At 70.2% G+C, this 16,222-nt stretch carries 15 protein-coding genes; 8 read left to right on the forward strand and 7 right to left on the reverse strand.

The window, feature by feature from the left end; all coding sequences use genetic code 11:
- Positions 1 to 30: 30 nt before the first annotated feature.
- Both QFZ21_RS21115 and QFZ21_RS14035 read left to right on the forward strand, forming a co-directional pair.
- Positions 31 to 219, forward strand: a complete 189-nt coding sequence (locus tag QFZ21_RS21115; RefSeq protein WP_373426046.1) for a hypothetical protein — start codon at positions 31 to 33, stop codon at positions 217 to 219.
- A 71-nt stretch (positions 220 to 290) separates the two neighbouring features.
- A complete protein-coding gene (locus QFZ21_RS14035) occupies positions 291 to 2,213 on the forward strand; it encodes a helix-turn-helix domain-containing protein (protein ID WP_307378822.1) in 1,923 nt (640 codons plus the stop codon).
- Between the two features lie 36 nt (positions 2,214 to 2,249).
- Here QFZ21_RS14035 and QFZ21_RS14040 read toward each other — a convergent pair whose 3' ends face one another.
- Positions 2,250 to 3,971, reverse strand: a complete 1,722-nt coding sequence (locus QFZ21_RS14040; protein ID WP_307378823.1) for an endo-1,4-beta-xylanase — start codon at positions 3,969 to 3,971, stop codon at positions 2,250 to 2,252.
- Between the two features lie 125 nt (positions 3,972 to 4,096).
- Between QFZ21_RS14040 and QFZ21_RS14045 the strand changes: the two genes are divergently transcribed.
- A complete protein-coding gene (locus QFZ21_RS14045; RefSeq protein ID WP_307378825.1) occupies positions 4,097 to 4,723 on the forward strand; it encodes an MSMEG_1061 family FMN-dependent PPOX-type flavoprotein in 627 nt (208 codons plus the stop codon).
- On the forward strand, positions 4,724 to 5,668 hold the full coding sequence (locus QFZ21_RS14050) for a PDR/VanB family oxidoreductase (protein WP_307378826.1): 945 nt from the start codon (positions 4,724 to 4,726) through the stop codon (positions 5,666 to 5,668).
- A gap of 9 nt (positions 5,669 to 5,677) precedes the next feature.
- Here the strand turns inward: QFZ21_RS14050 and QFZ21_RS14055 are convergent, their stop codons facing one another.
- Both QFZ21_RS14055 and QFZ21_RS14060 read right to left on the reverse strand, forming a co-directional pair.
- A complete protein-coding gene (locus QFZ21_RS14055) occupies positions 5,678 to 5,890 on the reverse strand; it encodes a multidrug transporter (RefSeq protein WP_307378827.1) in 213 nt (70 codons plus the stop codon).
- Positions 5,877 to 7,250 (reverse strand): APC family permease, encoded by a 1,374-nt coding sequence (locus QFZ21_RS14060; RefSeq protein WP_307378829.1) that lies wholly within the window; start codon positions 7,248 to 7,250, stop codon positions 5,877 to 5,879. The genes QFZ21_RS14055 and QFZ21_RS14060 overlap by 14 nt, the downstream gene beginning before the upstream one ends.
- A gap of 219 nt (positions 7,251 to 7,469) precedes the next feature.
- Between QFZ21_RS14060 and QFZ21_RS14065 the strand changes: the two genes are divergently transcribed.
- Positions 7,470 to 8,117 carry an MIP/aquaporin family protein gene (locus QFZ21_RS14065; RefSeq protein WP_307378830.1) on the forward strand — a complete coding sequence of 216 codons (648 nt, stop codon included), beginning with the start codon at positions 7,470 to 7,472 and terminating at the stop codon, positions 8,115 to 8,117.
- A gap of 115 nt (positions 8,118 to 8,232) precedes the next feature.
- Complete coding sequence (locus tag QFZ21_RS14070; protein WP_307378831.1) at positions 8,233 to 8,904, forward strand: GPP34 family phosphoprotein; 672 nt, start codon at positions 8,233 to 8,235, stop codon at positions 8,902 to 8,904.
- Between the two features lie 14 nt (positions 8,905 to 8,918).
- Here the strand turns inward: QFZ21_RS14070 and QFZ21_RS14075 are convergent, their stop codons facing one another.
- On the reverse strand, positions 8,919 to 9,884 hold the full coding sequence (locus QFZ21_RS14075; RefSeq protein WP_307378832.1) for an NADP-dependent oxidoreductase: 966 nt from the start codon (positions 9,882 to 9,884) through the stop codon (positions 8,919 to 8,921).
- Between the two features lie 123 nt (positions 9,885 to 10,007).
- Between QFZ21_RS14075 and QFZ21_RS14080 the strand changes: the two genes are divergently transcribed.
- Both QFZ21_RS14080 and QFZ21_RS14085 read left to right on the forward strand, forming a co-directional pair.
- Complete coding sequence (locus tag QFZ21_RS14080) at positions 10,008 to 11,624, forward strand: LuxR C-terminal-related transcriptional regulator (RefSeq protein ID WP_307378834.1); 1,617 nt, start codon at positions 10,008 to 10,010, stop codon at positions 11,622 to 11,624.
- A gap of 290 nt (positions 11,625 to 11,914) precedes the next feature.
- Positions 11,915 to 12,520, forward strand: coding sequence for a hypothetical protein (locus QFZ21_RS14085; protein ID WP_307378835.1), 606 nt, complete (start codon positions 11,915 to 11,917; stop codon positions 12,518 to 12,520).
- A gap of 50 nt (positions 12,521 to 12,570) precedes the next feature.
- Here the strand turns inward: QFZ21_RS14085 and QFZ21_RS14090 are convergent, their stop codons facing one another.
- From QFZ21_RS14090 to QFZ21_RS14100, 3 genes are read right to left on the reverse strand one after another with little or no spacing between them, the layout of a single operon-like run.
- Positions 12,571 to 14,310: a glycoside hydrolase family 9 protein gene (locus QFZ21_RS14090; protein WP_307378836.1), complete on the reverse strand. Its 1,740-nt coding sequence runs from the start codon at positions 14,308 to 14,310 to the stop codon at positions 12,571 to 12,573.
- A gap of 2 nt (positions 14,311 to 14,312) precedes the next feature.
- The gene (locus QFZ21_RS14095) at positions 14,313 to 15,248 is read right to left on the reverse strand and encodes a carbohydrate ABC transporter permease (protein WP_307378837.1); all 936 of its coding nucleotides are present in this window, start codon (positions 15,246 to 15,248) and stop codon (positions 14,313 to 14,315) included.
- Positions 15,248 to 16,162 (reverse strand): carbohydrate ABC transporter permease, encoded by a 915-nt coding sequence (locus tag QFZ21_RS14100; RefSeq protein WP_307378838.1) that lies wholly within the window; start codon positions 16,160 to 16,162, stop codon positions 15,248 to 15,250. The genes QFZ21_RS14095 and QFZ21_RS14100 overlap by 1 nt, the downstream gene beginning before the upstream one ends.
- Between the last annotated feature and the right edge of the window lie 60 nt (positions 16,163 to 16,222).

The raw sequence follows: 16,222 nt of genomic DNA on the forward strand, positions 1-16,222 counted from the left end.
GACGAGGCACTCCGCGTCGCCGAGCAGCTGCTGACGAAGAGCCGCACCGCGGTCGCGACGGTGAAGCGGGCGGTGCGGGCACTGCAGGATCTCCCGGAGGACGAGGCGTTCCGGCTCGAGGCCGAGCTCGGACAGCAGGCGTTCGCGAGCCCCGATGCCCGTGAGGGGCTCGCCGCCTTCGCGGCACGGCGTCCTCCGGTGTTCCCCTCGCATGGCTAGGACGAACCGGCGCTCGTAGACTGCTGTTCACCCGATGAGCATTTCCGTGTGACCGCTGCCGAGGAGGTGCGATGGTCGATCCGACCGCAGCCTCTCCCGGTGCGACGGCGGCACTGGTGCGCGAGGTCGTGTCGGCCAGTCGTTCCGAGCCGGGCGTGGGCACCGCGGCGCTCTCCGCGCTGCTCGCCGAGGCCGACGTCGCTGCCGCCGAGGTCGACGAGCTGCTGGCCTCGGTGCAGGAGTCGCAGCAGCTGACCGCGCGGCTGCGCCGCCGGGCCACCGAGCTCGAGGCGCTGTTCTCGACCGCGCGCGAACTCGTGCGCCTGCAGGACGTCACCGATGTGCTGCGTCGGCTGGTAGAGCGCGCGCACGAGCTGATGGGCACCGACGTCACCTATCTCTCCGAGGTCGACGATGCGCAGGGCGACCTGCGGGTGCGGTACTCGGTGGGCACGGTCACCCCGGAGTTCCGCGATCTGCTGGTGCCGGCGGGTTACGGACTCGCGAGCCTGGTCGCGAACAGTCGCGAACCGGTGTGGGTGCGGCAGTACGCGCGGATGGCGGATGCTCCGCACGACGCCTCGATCGACGCCGCGGTCGAGCGTGAGGGGCTCGTGTCCTTTCTCGGGGTGCCGCTCGCGGTCGGCGACGAGGTGCTCGGTGCCCTGTTCGCGTGCAACCGCTTCGCGCACGACTTCACGCCCGAGCAGGTGCTGCTGCTGTCGGCCTTCGCCGATCACGCCGCGGCCGTCCTGCACAGCGCGCGGGTGCTGGCCGACAGCGCGGCGGCCCGAGCGCGGGCGGAGGAGGCGTACCGGGAGCTGCAGCGGCACCTGGCGGCGACGCAGGTGGCGAGCAGCATCCACGAGCAGCTGACCTCGGCGGTGATGTCGGGTGCGACGGTCGTCGACCTGGTCGCCACGCTCTCGGGTCGACTGGACCGCCGCGTCTGGGCGCTCGATGACGGGGCCCGGCCGCTGGGCGCCTCTCCGGATGCCGTCCGCGGCCTTCCCGCGCGGGTGCTGCTCACCGACGCCGTGCGTGCGAGCCAGCGGAGCGGCCACGCCGCCTCGATCGACCACGACGGAAAGCGCTGGCTGGTGGTCGCGATCCTGGGCGCCGACCGCGTGCTGGGTGCCATCGTCGCGGAGGGCGACGATGCCGAGGTGCCGGCCGACGACGTGGTCCGGCCGACTCTGGAGCGAGCGGCCCACATCGCCGCACTGGTGTCGTTCAAGCGCGATGCGGTGTCGGCACTCCGCGCTGAGCGCAGGGCGCGTACGCTGCTCGCGGCACTCGAGGGGGATACGGCCCGGAACGCGGCCGATCTCGCGGCGGAGCTCTCGGGCGCGATCACGGCGTGCGCGGTGGTCGATGTGCGGGGGCGCGAGGGTGCGCTCACCACCGCGGCCGACGTCGTCGGAGCTGACGGGCTCGTCGCTGTGCGCGGAGATCACCTGCTCGTCGCGTGGGCGGTCCCCGATGCGACCGACGCGACCGAGCGGATGCGCCGCGTGCTCGCCGACCGGTTGCGTGAGCCCGGCATCCGCGCCGTCGTCGCCGCCGTCGATGGCGGCATCCCGTCGCTCCGCATCGCCACCGACCGCGCGACCCGCGACCTGCGCCTGCTCGAACCGCTGGGCATCGGCGGCTCCACCGTGCGGTCCGACTCCTTCGCGCCGTATCACGCGCTCACCTCTGCCGCGCCGGACGCCGTGACCCGCTTCGTCGACGATGTGCTCGGCCGGGTGCGCGAGTGGGATTCCCGGCGCGGCACCGCCCTCGTCGAGACCCTCGGTGCCTACTTCGACGGGGGAGGCAGCCGGCAGGCGGCCGCCACGGCGCTGCGGGTGCACAAGAACACCGTTCAGCAGCGCCTCGAGCGCATCTGGACGCTGCTGGACGGCGACTGGGATGACGCCGAGTATCGGTTCCGCGTGCAGGCCGCAGTGCGGTTGGAGAACCTGCGGGTGCGGTTGGCCGCGGGAGGCTGACCCGGCTTGCGCCGGAACGGTCGTGCCACCCGGCGGTCAGCCCGCGAGCACTCGTCTCACTGCGTCGTACGCAGGTGTCGGCTCGCCGTCGTCGAAGAGGAGGTCGTGGCCCTGGTGCAGGCCGCGGTCGTCGTCGATCCACCAGTCGAACCGATCGTCGACCCCCCACGTCGTGTAGGAGACGCATGCTTCCGAGCGGAGGCAGGCTGCGAGGACCGTGGCGTACTGATCCGCCTGGGCATCCTGGCCCTCGCTGTCCGTGACGTCGTTCTCGGAGATTCGAACGACCAGCCCGGCATCGGCGAAGCTGTCGAATGTGGTGGCGAGATCATCGGCCGAGATGGCATCGGTCTCAAGATCGTAGACGTGAGCCTGAAGGCCCACGCCGTCGATGTGTCCGCCCTGGTCGTTCGTGTCGAGAGCAAGCTGAAGGAGGGCGTCCTGACGGGGACCGGGCACGTCAGCGCCGTTCTCGTTGATGAACTGCCTGACGTTGGGGTCCGCATCGTGAACCGCCTGCGAGACGACCTGCGGGTAGGCCGGTCCGAAGACGCGATGCCAGATGTTCTCCTGCAGACGGGTTCCCTGATCGACGTCGAACGGTTCGTTGACGACGTCGAGCGACGCGAGCCGACCCCGGAAATGCGTGACGACGGTGGTCACGTAGTCGAGCAGAACCTCGGCGCTGGCCTGGCGGTCCTGCTCGGAGCCGGTGGGAAGCTCCTGCATCCAGCGGGGCATCGCCTCGGTGAAGGCGATGGTGTGGCCGTGCACGGCGATTCCCTTGCTCTCCGCGAGGTCGAGGAGGGCATCGGCCTCCTCGAAGGTGTATTCCCCCTGCCGCGGAGAGAGCGCCTGCGGTTTCATCGCGTTCTCCGGGGTGACGGCGCCGAACGCGCCCACGAGGTTGTTCGCGTATTCGGCATCCGAGGCCAGTGGACCGAGTGCCACCGCCGCGCCCATCAGGAAGTCCGGGCGAGCGCGGGCAGCAAGAGCCTGCAGACCATTCGAAGACGGTTCTGCGTCAGCGGCGGCCGGACCGGCGGTGGTCAGGGCAGTACCACCCGGCGCCGCGGCAGTGAGCGAACGGACCGTGAAAGAGCCCTCCTCGCTCGACAACCCCCACCAGAGCTCCCCCGAGCCGAAGACGTCGCCGAGGGGCAGCGCGGACAAGGTTTCGCCGCCGCTCGCGATCTCGAGCCGGTCGCCGGAACGGTGTACCGAGAGCTCGGCCTCGGGGTCGATGACCGTGACGTGCGCGTCGTGCACCGGCTGGGGGTCGGTCACGTCGGGCGGGGGAGAACCGTCGAAGACGGCGATGCGGAGGTCATCGCCGCGGAGGGTGAGCTGGAGACCCGCGGGCTCGATCCGGAACTCGTCCGCGATCACCGGCGGGCTGTCGTAGACGGCCAGGGTCGCGTCGGCGGTCACGTCCGTGAACGACACCCGGAGCGAGAACTCTCCCGAGGCCACCAGATGCGTGCCCGCGAGGTTGATCGGTGGGTTCGGCTGGCCTCCCCCTCCGTCCTGCTCCACGATGCGTCTCCCCGTCGCCGTCACCCGCACACCATCGCCGTCCGCGACGATCCCCGACACGTGCCGCCAGTCCTGCTGCAGCAGATCGATGACGGTGCCCCGCTCGGATGGCGAGTCCGTCGAACCGCAGCCGACCAGGGCGAAGAGGATCCCGGCGGTCGCCATGCTCACGACCGACAGTGCCCTCGGCCGGGTCGCTCCCCGCGGTGTCAGGCTGCCCATGAAGGAGATCGTACTGACCCGCCGGAGGCTGACCCGCCCCCGGTGTTCCCCCGGCACAGTCACCACCCTGTTTGCTGTGACGAAGCGATGCTGACACCGCGGTCGCTGTTGTCTACCGTCGGAGTATGGACGTCCGTGACTTTCGACCCGTCGACCTGGCTGCTCTGCGAGCGAAGATGGGGGAGCCCGACGCCCCGACCACGCAGAAGATCACCGATCACCTCGACGACAACTGCCTGGCGTTCCTCGCGCACTCGCCGTTCTGCTGCCTGTCCACGTCGGATGCCGCGGGCAACTGCGACTGCTCACCTCGCGGCGACTACCCCGGCTTCGTCCGCGCACTCGATGCGCAGACGCTCGTGATCCCCGACCGCCTCGGCAACAAGATCGCCGACTCGATGACGAACATCCTCGACAACGGCCACGTCGGACTGCTGTGCTTCGTCCCCGGCATGACCGAGACACTCCGCATCAACGGCACCGCCACGGTGACCGACGATCCGGCTCTCCTGGCGATGCTCGAACAGGATCACGCCGTACCCGATCTCGCCATCGTCATTCGCACCGAGCAGGTCTACCTGCACTGCGGTCGCGCCCTGCTGCGCGGTGGCCTGTGGGATCCGGAGACCCAGGATCTTGCGGCAGAGGTGCCCAGCTCCGGGCAGATCTGGGCGAGCATGTCGGGCTGGGATCCGACCGTCGGCACCGCGATCGACGATGCGATGGCCGGCGCCTACAAGGTGCTGTACTGAATGCGCTCCCGCGCGGGGATGATCCCCCTCCTCGTCAGCGAGATCGTCCGCGAGACGCCGTCGATCGTGAGCGTGCGGCTCGAGGCCCCCGACGGCTCGCCGCTCCCGCCCTGGGTGCCGGGCGCGCACATCGATGTGCAGCTGATCACGCGGCATGAACGGCAGTACTCGCTGTGCGGCGACCCGGCGGACGTCACGGGATACCGCATCGCCGTGCTGCGCGAGGCGGCCTCCCGCGGAGGCTCGCACTACATCCACTCGTTCCTGCGGGTCGGCAGCCGCGTGTGGGTGCGGCCACCGCGCAACCTGTTCGCCCTCACCGACGCACCGGCCTACCTGCTTCTCGCCGCGGGCATCGGCATCACGCCGATCCTGGCGATGGCCCGTCATCTGGCAGCCGAGGGGGCGAACTGGCGCATGACGTATCTCGCTCGGCGGCCGGAGGACATCGCATTCTCGACCGAGCTCGAGGCGCTCGGCGACCGGGTCACGACGCACGTCAGCTCGGAGCTCGGCCGACTCGACCTGGCGGGACTGCTGGCCGACATCGAACCCGGCACCGCGGTCTATGCCTGCGGCCCGCAGGGCTTCATCGACGCGCTCACCGGACTCGCGGATGCGCTGCCCGAGGGGAGCAGCATCCACGTCGAACGCTTCGAGCCCAAGCCGCGTGAGCACCGGCCGAACGAGACGTTCTCGGTGGTGTGCTCGCGGTCGGAGGTCACGGTCGAGGTTCCGCCGCAGCGGTCGATGCTCGACGCTCTGGCGGATGCCGGAGTGTCGGTCGGCGGCTCCTGCCTGCGCGGCGTCTGCGGCTCCTGCGCCCTGAACGTGCTCGACGGCATCCCCGAGCACCGCGATTCGCTCAACGCCGACGACGACTCGATGACGATCTACCCGTGCGTGTCGCGGTCGACCTCTCGGGAGCTCGTCGTCGACGTGTAGAAGCGACCGCTAGACCTCGTCGTCGGTCTCGACGCCGGGACCGGGGCCCGGGCGCACGGCAGCATCCGGGGCGATGTCGATGCGCGTGTTGCCGTCGTGCTCGCTGACCTCGATGCGCGGTGCGGCGTCGGCTTCGGTGGCATCGGGCGCCGACGTCAGCTGATCGTGACGGTTCTCCTCGAAGGTCTCGTCGTCGGCAGAAGGGTGCTCAGGCGTGCTCATGGGTGTCCTCCGGGTCGTGGTTCTCGTGGGTCGTGGAGTTCGCGGTGCGCGTGCGGCCCCAGCGGGCCAGCAGGAAGAGGATGACGCCGACGACGAGCAGGATCGCTCCGAACAGCCAGACGATCGGTCGCTGCTGGGTGAGGAGCAGGATGCAGGAGGCGATGCCGAGGACGGGCACGAACGTCCAGATGCGGAAGTGGTCGTGCTCGACCTTGTCGCGGCGCAGCACGAGCACCGACACGTTCACGCTGAGGAAGACGAACAGCAGCAGCAGCACGACGGTCTCGGCGAGGGTGGCCAGGTCGCCGACCAGGGTGAGCCCCATCGCGACGAGGGTGGTGGTGAGGATCGCGACCCACGGCGTCTTGCGTTTCGGCAGCACGCGGCCCAGGGTTGCGGGCAGCAGATCCTGCTCGGCCATGCCGTAGGTGAGGCGGCTGACCATGATCATCGTCAGAAGAGCGCCGTTCGCGACGGCGATCAGCGCGATCAGGCTGAACAGCCAGGAGGGGATGCTGACGCCGGTCGCCTCGACGACGGCGAGCAGTGGTCCGCTCGATTCCTGCAGCTCGGATGCCGGCAGGGCGATCGAGCTCGCGAGACCGACCAGCACGTACACGGCACCCGCCGTGAACAGCGCGCCGAAGAGCGCGCGGGGGTACGTGCGGCGCGGGTTCTTCACCTCTTCGATCATGTTGGCGGAGGTCTCGAAGCCGACGAAGGAGTAGTACGCGATCACGGCTCCGGCGAGAACAGCCATGCCGACGCTGGTGCCCTCGGGTGCCTGCGTGACCCGGGACACGTCTCCGCCGCCCCCGCCGACGAAGATCGCGACGACCGCGATGACGATGACCAGGCCGCTGAGCTCGATCGCGGTCATCACGAGGTTGGCGCCCATGGATTCGCGGATGCCGCGGGCGTTCAGCAGCGCGACGACGGCGAGGAAGGCGATCGCGACCGGGATGGTCGGCAGGTCGATGAAGGTGCGGAAGTAGTCGCCGGCGAAGGCGATGGCGAGACCCGCGGCGCTGGTGACACCCGCGGCGAGCATGCTGAAGCCGACGAGGAACGAGACGAGCGGGCTGTGGAACGCACGCTCGGCGAAGACGGCGGAACCACCGGCCTTCGGGTACTTGGTGACGAGCTCTGCGTAGGAGCCGGCGGTGAGCAGCGCGAGCAGCAGGGCGAGCAGGAGCGGTGCCCACAGCATCCCGCCGACCTTCTCGGAGAGCACGCCCATGAGGGCGTAGATGCCGGCGCCGAGCACGTCGCCCAGGATGAATGCGAACAGGAGCGGGCCGGTGATGGCCCGACGCAGGCGGGTCGGGGCCTCGGCCCCGGGCGCGGTCTCGGTGGTCATCCTCGAAAACTACGGTCCCGGAGTCGGGGCGACGATGGGGTTGACAGGGGATGCCGTCATCCTGCTAGCGCTCAGGACTTTCACAGAAACATTGCGCGTCTTATGAGTCTGCTGAAAGCGATCCCGATATATTGGCGTCGCTCGGGAGGCGGTTCGCCGACCTCAGAGCGGGACGATCGAGGGGATCGCCCCACGACCTGAACAGAAACGGGCCATCCCATGACCGGTACTGCACGCAAGGCGCTCGCTGAAGGCATCGCGACCTTCCTCTTCGTCCTCGCCATCATCGCGGCGGTGAACAGCGAGAGCCCGCTGACCCCGCTCGCCATCGGGTTCACCCTGATGGTGCTCGTCTACTCGACGGGCCACATCTCGGGAGCTCACCTGAACCCGGCCGTGTCGGTCGGCGTCTTCCTGCGCGGCGGCCTGAGCGTCGTCGACCTCATCTCCTACCTCGTGGCGCAGTTCGTCGGCGGGGCGCTGGCGGCACTCGCAAGCCTGACCGTCTGGCCGGCCGGCGAGAAGGCCATGGTCATCGAGGTCGGCCCGGCCTTCCTCGTCGAGGCGCTGTTCACGCTGATCCTCGTCTGGGTCGTGCTCAACACCGCCACCGCCAAGGGCACCGAGGGCAACTCGTTCTACGGTCTGGCGATCGGCGCGACGGTGTTCGTCGGTGCGGCGACCGTCGGTTCGATTTCCGGCGGCGGCTTCAACCCGGCCGTCGCGCTGGGCCTGTCGGTCGGCGGCTACTTCGCGTGGAGCTCGCTGTGGCTCTACATCGTCGCCCCGGTCGTGGGCGCGGTCATCGCGGCGCTCCTGTTCCGCGTGCTGAACGCCGACGACGCCAAGAAGATCGCCGGCGCGTAACGTTCCGCTCGAAGCGCCGCGTCCTCTCGGGGGCGCGGCGCTTCGTCGTTCCGGCCTCGCGAATGTCCGCCGCACGGGGGATGCCGTCTCATCTCGCCGTCCGTATCGTGAAGCCATGCTGATCGTCGAGGAACTCCACCTGCTGCTGCTGCGACCGGATGGCCGCGTCGAGAATGCGGCGACCGCGCACCGGCTCTACGGCGAGATCGCCGCGGTCATCGTCGACCTCGCGCTGCACGGCCGTGTGGTCGTGACCGAGGAGAAGCACCCGGTCGTGCACGTCGTGTCGACCGAGCCGACTGGCAACTCGGTGCTCGATGCATCCCTGGCGCGCATCGCACCCCTGACCGGCAAGCGGCTGCAGTCGTTCCTGACGCGCACGAAGATCGATCCGCTCGACGAGGTTGTCGCCTCGCTCGTCGCGCAGGGGGCGCTCGTGCGGGGAGAGCGCGGCTTCTTCGGGCTCGGTGCCGAGCGCACGCCGGAGTCCGATCCGGGGCCGGAGATGCTGCTGCGCTCTCGTCTCGCCGCGGTGCTCGCCGGTTCCGCCGCCCCGTCGCAGGCCGACCTGACGCTGCTCTCCATCCTGCAGGGACTGAATGCCGCGCATTCGATCCTGCGCACGGAGGCGGGTCTCGTCTCGGCGGGTCACCTGAAGCGACGGATCGAAGAGCTCTCCGCACGCTCCGCAGCGGGCGACGCCGTCTCCAAGGCGGTGAACGACGCGGTCACCGCCGCACTGATGGTGGCGATGACGCCGGTGTTCGTCGCCGCGACCATGAGCTGACCGCGGGCTCCCTTTCACCCTCGAAGGGGGTCGGTGACTCCGGTGACGATAACGATCTTCCCGGTCGAGTGGCCGGCGATCGACCGTTCGTACGCGACACGGGCGTCTTCGAGCGGATGCACCGAGTCGATCGGCAGCTCGATGCGCCCGTCGGCGAGCAGTTCGGCGATCGCCGCGAGCTCACGGACTCCTGCGCTCGCCCCGCCGACTCCCCGCACCGGATGGCGCGCGCGTGCGTCGTAGTCGGCGACCGTGTTGATGCGATCCGTGGGAACACCCAGCGACAGCGCAAGCTCGACCGTGCCGTGGCCGACGGTGTCGAGGACCGCGGTCAGTCCGTCGGGAGCCGCCGCGCGCACGGCATCGGCGAGTCCGTCGCCGTAGGCGAGCGGGTGGATGCCGAGCCCCTGCAGCAGCGCGTGATTGTGCGGGCTCGCCGTGCCGAACACCCGTGCACCGCGCAGCACGCAGAGCTGGGCGGTGAGGATGCCGACGCCACCTGCGGCGCCGCTGACGAGAACGACGTCGTCCGCCGTGATCCGCTGCGACTCCACGCTCGCCATCGCGGTGCGGCCGACGACGTTGAGCGCGCCGGCCACCAGGAGCGGGAGGCCGTCCGGCACGCGGACGAGCTGCGCCGGATCGATCACGAGGTGGTCGGCCTGCGCGTGAAAACGGAGGCCACCGAACACACGGTCGCCGATCGCCCAGTCGGTCACACCGTCGCCGAGGCCCTCGATCACGCCCGAGAAGTCGTAGCCGTTGCCCGAGGGCAGGTGGCGCTCGTAGGGGTCGTGCAGAGGCTCGCCGCTGAACAGCTTCCAGTCCACCGGGTTCACGCCCGCCGCCGCCACCCGGACGAGGACCTCGCCCGATGCGGGACGCGGCACGCGCCGATGCTCGATCTCGAGCACCTCCGGTCCGCCGAACCGGTGGAACATCACGCGGCGCGATGAGGCATCCGCGGGTACAGAGAGCATGGGGCCAGCCTAGAAGCCGGCCAGGGTGAAGCGAGGATGAATTCCGTCGGCGCGACCGCGTCGGTGCGACACCGTGGGTCTCGCCCTGAGACGATGGAGTCCACCCGCCATGCTTCATCGCCCATGACTCAGAGTGTCCACGCCTCCGCACCTTCCCTCGCGTCGTCGGGGTCGTCGGGCGTCCCCTCGAACGAGCGCGACATCGGCGAGGTGGATCACCGGCTGCGCGCGGCGATCGCGCAGCAGGACTGGCGTACCGCGGTCTCCCTGGTGGGTGCGCACTGGTCGGCGCTGCTCGACGAGCCGCGCGAACGGCTCGATCACGCCCTGCGCGCCATCCCGCTCGAGGCCTTCGAGCTCGACTCCCGTGCGGCCGCCGTCCGCGACATCCGCCTGCACACCTCCTCTGACGCCGTCGACCGCATGATCGGAGACGTCGCCGTTCCCGACGCCAACGACCTCGCGACCCTCGAAGCGCTCGCGCGGTCGGAGCGCGCCCTCAGCCTGCTCGGGGTGGTCTCGTCACGCATGATCGCTCTTCGCGTGCGGGGGCGGCTGGCCCGTGCCACGCAGCTGGCCGAGCTGGTCGAGCGATTCGGGCGCATCGCGGCCGTGCACCAACCCGCACTCGTCTCCGCCCGGCTGCCCGCCGCCCTGCTCCAGGCCGGCATCACCCGCGGGCTCGCCGACGACATCCCCGGCGCCCTGATCAGCCTGCGCGATGCCTACGAACGCGCGTCCGACTCGCCGGCGGAGTACATCGAGAGGGATGCCGCCGGCAAGTCGGCCTTCTTCCTCGCGCTCGCCGGCGACATCGAGCTGGCGCAGTGCTGGCTCGCGCGGCACGACGAGGCTGCGGCCGTGGAGGGCTGGTTCGGTCCGCGCATCACGCTGACCGCCGATGTCGCGCGGAGTCTGATCGCCATCGAGGGTCTGCAGCGCGATGCGGCCGAGTCGGTGCTGCGCCGACTCGAGCAGCCCGTCAACGCCGAGCAGAGCTGGGGTCCCGGTGTGACCTTCGCCCAGGCGCGGCACGCGCTCGTCTGGGGCGACCGGCTCACCACGATCGACCGGGTGCAGAGCGACCGCCGTCGCTACGCCGACTGGCTCGGCGAGAGCAGCGTCCTCGGGCCTCTGCTCGCGCAGGCCGAGGGCGAGCTGCTGCTCTCGGTCGGGCAGTCGCAGCGCGCTCGTCAGGCGATCGGGTCGGATCGGTCGCAGCCGGCGGTCGCCGTCGCAGAGGCCCGGATCGAGCTCGTCGGCGGTGCTTTCGACCGCGCCGCGCGCCATGCGGCATCCGCTCTGGGGAAGCGGCTGTCGACACGTAACCGGACCGACGCGCTCGCGATCCTCGCCGTCGCGCAGCTGCACCTGTCGGAGCCGGATGCCGCCGTGCAGACCGCCGCGCATCTGAGCGACTCGCTCCAGGCGAGCGGGCTGCGTCTCGCGGGCCTGTCCATCGAGCGCGAGGATCGAGCGCGGCTGGGTCTCGAACCGCTGGATGACGGGCACGGCGCGCGCGAACCGTTCGCGATCGACGATCAGCGGATCCGCATCACGCGGCAGCAGGCCGTGGTGCTGCAGGGGCTCGAGAAGGGCTGGAGCCTGCGCGAGATCGCGACGCACGAGCACCTCTCGCTCAACACCATGAAGACGCACGCCCGGGGGCTCTATCAGCGCCTCGGTGTCACGAACCGCGACGAGGCGATCGCGCGCGCGTACGAGGCCGGCCTGCTCTGACCGCTCGGTCTGCCCTCTCGGACCGCTCGGTCTGACCGCTCGGCCATCACCATCGGTCGCTCGATCGCTCTGACCGCTCGGCCCGCCTGATCGGTCGCACTGACCCCTCGGTCTGTCCCTCGGTCGCAGAGCGCCGTCTTCACCCGGGTTTCACCCGGGTGGGTTTCCGGAGAACCGGGCGGGCCGGCCCGACCGCGTTGTTAGCGTCTTCCGCGGGACTGGGCACTGACGAGCTGTCCTCGTGCGTGCTCGATCGGGTCCGCGCGTACGCAGCAGCGAAAGGCATCGACATGACGGAGACACAGATCGACGGAGCAGCGTCCTCCCTGGGGCGTCGGACGGTGCTCAAGGCGGCGGCGTGGTCGGTGCCGGTCGTCGCGGTCGCCGTGTCGACGCCGCTGGCTGCCGCCAGCGTCGCGGAACCGCAGCCGGCACCGGCAGGCGGACTGTCGGTGTGGCAGGGCGGCACCTCGGTGCAGACGTTCACCGTGGCGTCGCCGAACCGCGTGCAGGTGAACACCGGTCAGACCATCGGGTTCAACGTGATCGACGCCGACACCGGCGAGAACGTGACCGCGGGCACCTTCCGCTCGGGGGCCATCACCGTGACCGTGCAGTGGGGAGCAGGTAACGGTGTGCCCACGCCGACGAGCTACCGCGCCGAGGAGCGCACGCTCAACGGCTGGGTCCGCGTCGGGGCGCTCCCGGCACCGGGAACGTCGGGGCTGGTCGAGTACACCTACACGGGCGTTCTCAACGGCAGCGCGAACGTCGTCTCACTGCCGGTCATCTGGCTCCTGCCGACGGCCGGGGGGCAGCTCACCGAGACGTACGTGAACACCGCGTTGTCCTCGGAGTACATCAGTGAGAAGACGTCGGGCTCGCGCGTTCCCTGAGCGCGCGCTCTGATCGCCGTCAGCCAGCACTGACGGCGCCCTGCTCGCCGTCAGCCCGCACTGACGGCGAGCAGGAACCACGCGGAGTGCGGGATCCACTGCTCCGCCCAGCGCCAGGAATCGGGCCCCTCAGCCGTCTCGGGGGTGAGGAACGCGATGCCGTTCTCGTCGTCGGGGTGGCTGGTGATGCCGTTCACGATCCCGCCGGGCAGGTTGGGGAAGTCCGGGGTGTACTCGACGTTGTTGCGGCCGCGGCCCTGGAGCATGCAGACGTCGAAGGGGTTCCGCCCGAGAACCCAGTGCACCTGGTCGGCCGCGAAGCGGCGGAGCCGCACGCCGAGCTCCGCATCGCACTCCGGGAGAGCGGCGACCGAGGCGGCGGCGAAGGCCAGCGAACCGAGGGTCGCGTTCTCGCCCTGCCACCAGTAGCCGGTGTCGTTCTCGTGCGGGAAGAAGAACGCGTCCTTCGGGGGGCCTCCCCGCGGCTGCACGCGCTGCCGCGGATAGCCGAAGGGGTTGGCGGCAGCATCCGTCCGCTCCACGAGGTCCTGCGCGAGCCGGAGCGCCAGCATCCGCGCCCGCTCGGCATGCGCACCCGAGGGCACGAGCGTCGCGTAGCGCAGCAGCGCGATCATCGGGAGGCCGGCCTCGACGGCCGAGAAGAACGGCCGTCCGTCGTGCCAGGCCTCGAACCAGCCGGCGCCGCCGTCGGATGCTGCGCGGTAGCGCCCGATCAGGGCGTGTGCCCGCCGGTCGGCGGCAGCGGCGAAACGCGTGGCGTCAGCGTCAGCATCCGAAGCCGCCACGAGTTCTGCCGCCGCGAGCAGCGCGCAGTAGTCGTCGACGATCGATTCCGCGCTCCCGGTGAGCTCGCCGCTCTCCAGGTCGAGCCCGAAGAGGTAGGCCTGATTGTGGGCCTCGAGGTCGTCGAACGCGCCGACGGCGGCAGCGAGGTACTCGGCCGAGGTGAAGTCGCCGTGCTCGCTCTCGCGGAACGCGCGGGCGAGCGCCGCGATCGCCAGCCCGCCCCCGCCGCGGTACGACGCGCGATAGCGGTCGGTGCGCACGCTCTCGGGCAGCGGCGCGTTGATCACCCGCTCCTCGAGGCGCTTGGTCAGCGCGTCGAAGATGCCGGTGTAGAAGGCGCCTTCGGGGGTGCGGAATCGCACCAGGAAGTCGGCGCCGAACAGCGCCTCGTCCCGCAGGCGCGCTCCGAGGGCCCGGTGGAAACGCGGATGCCGCACCTGCAGCTGGTCGCGGGCCTCCAGGAACGCCCACGCGCACAGCGGGATCTGCTGTGGGCTCATGGTGGGCGTGTAGGTCAGGTGGCTGAGGAACTTGCTCGTGTCGCCCGACGCGTCGAGCCAGCCGCCGCGGGCGTCGACCGTGAAGCCCGAGTCGTCGCCGTAGCGCAGCGCGGCGGCATCCTTCCGCTCGATCTCCCCGCTCGAGCGTCCGGCCTTGAACGCGAACAGCACGTCGGAGAGGGTGCCGGCGGCGAGCCGTTCCTCGCCGATGACGAACGGTTCCGAGGCGGTGACGTCGTCATCGACGGCGGCCTCGAGCAGGTACCGCCCCGGCTCGTCCGCGGCGTCGAAGTCGACCCGCGAGTACGCGCCGGTCTGCCAGGCGTCGACCGTCGTGGCCGGCGTCGCGGCGAGAGGCGTGCGGGATCCGTCGTCGAGCGAGACCAGCTCCACCCGCGGCGTCGCACCCGCGTGCGACAGCTCGATGAGCGCGGACTTCGGCGCCCCGGTGTCGTAGCCGAGGTGATCGGTGAGGATGCGCATGGTCAGCCCTTGAGTGCTCCGGCGAGGACCGCGTTCTCCATCTTCTCGGCGAACACCGCGTAGACGAGGTAGGCGGGGATGAGCGTGATCAGGATGCCGGCGGCAAGGACACCGTACTGCGCGGCGTTCGCGATCGAGAGCGTCGGCAGTGCCACCTGGGCCGTGCGCAGCGACGCCTCCGGTCCGATGATCACCAGCGAGAAGAAGTACTCGTTCCAGAACGACAGGAAGTTGAGGATCGCGACGACCGTGAGTGTGGGGATGGCGAGCGGCACGTAGACCGACCACAGCACCCGGATGGGGCCGGCGCCGTCGAGCAGTGCCGACTCCTCCAGCTCGGCGGGGACCGCGCGCATCGCCTGGGTCAGCAGGATGACGGTCAGCGGCATGGCGGATGCCGGGAGGAACAGGATCAGGAACTCGCGGGTGTGGAACAGGTGCATCGCGATCGAGAGCAGCACGGTGGGCACGAGCGCCGCGAATCCGGGGATCAGGAACCCGAGGGCGAACACCCGCTCGACCACGCGGCCGATGGCCCCCTTCGAGCGCGCCAGCGCAAAGGCCGCGGGCACCGCGAGAAGGAGCGTGAGCACCTCGGCGCCGATCGTGATGTACGCCGAGTTCAGCAGCGCGGTGCCGAGCGACGCCTGCGAGAAAGCCAGCCCGAAGTTGTCGAGCGTGAGCGGCGTGAAGGGCGAGAACGGCTGGTTGAAGATGTCGGTGTTGCGCTTGAACGCCGAGATCAACAGGTAGTAGAGGGGAGCGGCGAGCAGGATCACGTAGAGCCAGACCCCGGCGTGGGCGAAGTACTTCGAGGGTCCGGTGCGGGCCAGGACGCCGGAGCGGCGACGCCGGCGGGCAGGCGGACGAGGGGCGGATGCCGCGGCGAGAGCGGTCGCGGGGGCGTCGAGCGTGGTGGTCATCGGAGCGTTTCCCATCAGTACTTCTGCCGGAAGGCGCGGCGGATCACGAGGATGCCGACGACGCCGACGATGAACAGCACCACGGCGACGGCCTGGCTGTAGCCGACCTTCGACTGGTTGAAGGCGAAGTCGTACACGAGGAACGACAGCGTGGCCGTGGCGTTGCCGGGGCCGCCCTTGGTGAGCAGCAGCACGACGGCGGCGGAGGAGAACAGGGTCCACAGGAACTGCAGCATCGTGACGACGCCGACGAACTCGCGGCACATCGGCCAGGCGATGCTCCACATGCGGCGGAAGTGCCCGCATCCGTCGATCTCCGCGGCCTCGAACACCGAGGCGTCGATGGAGTTGAGGCGGGCGGCGAGCATGATCGCCGAGACCGACATGCTGCACCAGATGGTGACGATGATGATCGACAGCATCGCGCTGTCGCCGTTCGCGAGCCACGGGCGGGCGAACTCCTCGAGGCTGAGGATCTCAAGGAAGCCGTTGATCATGCCCTTGGGTGCGAAGACGCCGATGAAGACCATCGCGAGCGCGGATGCCGACAGCAGGACGGGGGTGAACATCAGGGCGCGGACGAAGCGGTGACCGCGCGGCTTGAGGTTCAGGTAGTACGCGATCATGAACGCGCCGACCACGACGATCGGCAGCGTCACGACCAGCTGGAGGATCGTGTTCCCCGTGGCGAGCCAGACGATCGGGTCGTTCAGAAGGCGCACGAAGTTGTCGGCTCCGGCGGGGGTGCGCGGGGCGATCAGGCCGCGCCAGTTGACCGTGGAGAAGTAGAACAGGCTGATCAGCGGTCCGAGCGTGAAGACCAGGAACCAGAGCAGCGCGGGGAGCGTCGCCGACAGCTGAAGGAGTTCACCCCGTCGGCGCTTCGCACTGCGCCGGCGGGCGACGAGGTCGGGGGAGAGTGCGGTCATCGAGTGCTCCAGCAGTCGGGAGGGCGGCCCGGCGACATGCGCCGGACCGCCCGGGAGGGG

The sequence above is a fragment of the Microbacterium sp. W4I20 genome, from assembly GCF_030816505.1.
Taxonomy (GTDB): Bacteria; Actinomycetota; Actinomycetes; order Actinomycetales; family Microbacteriaceae; genus Microbacterium.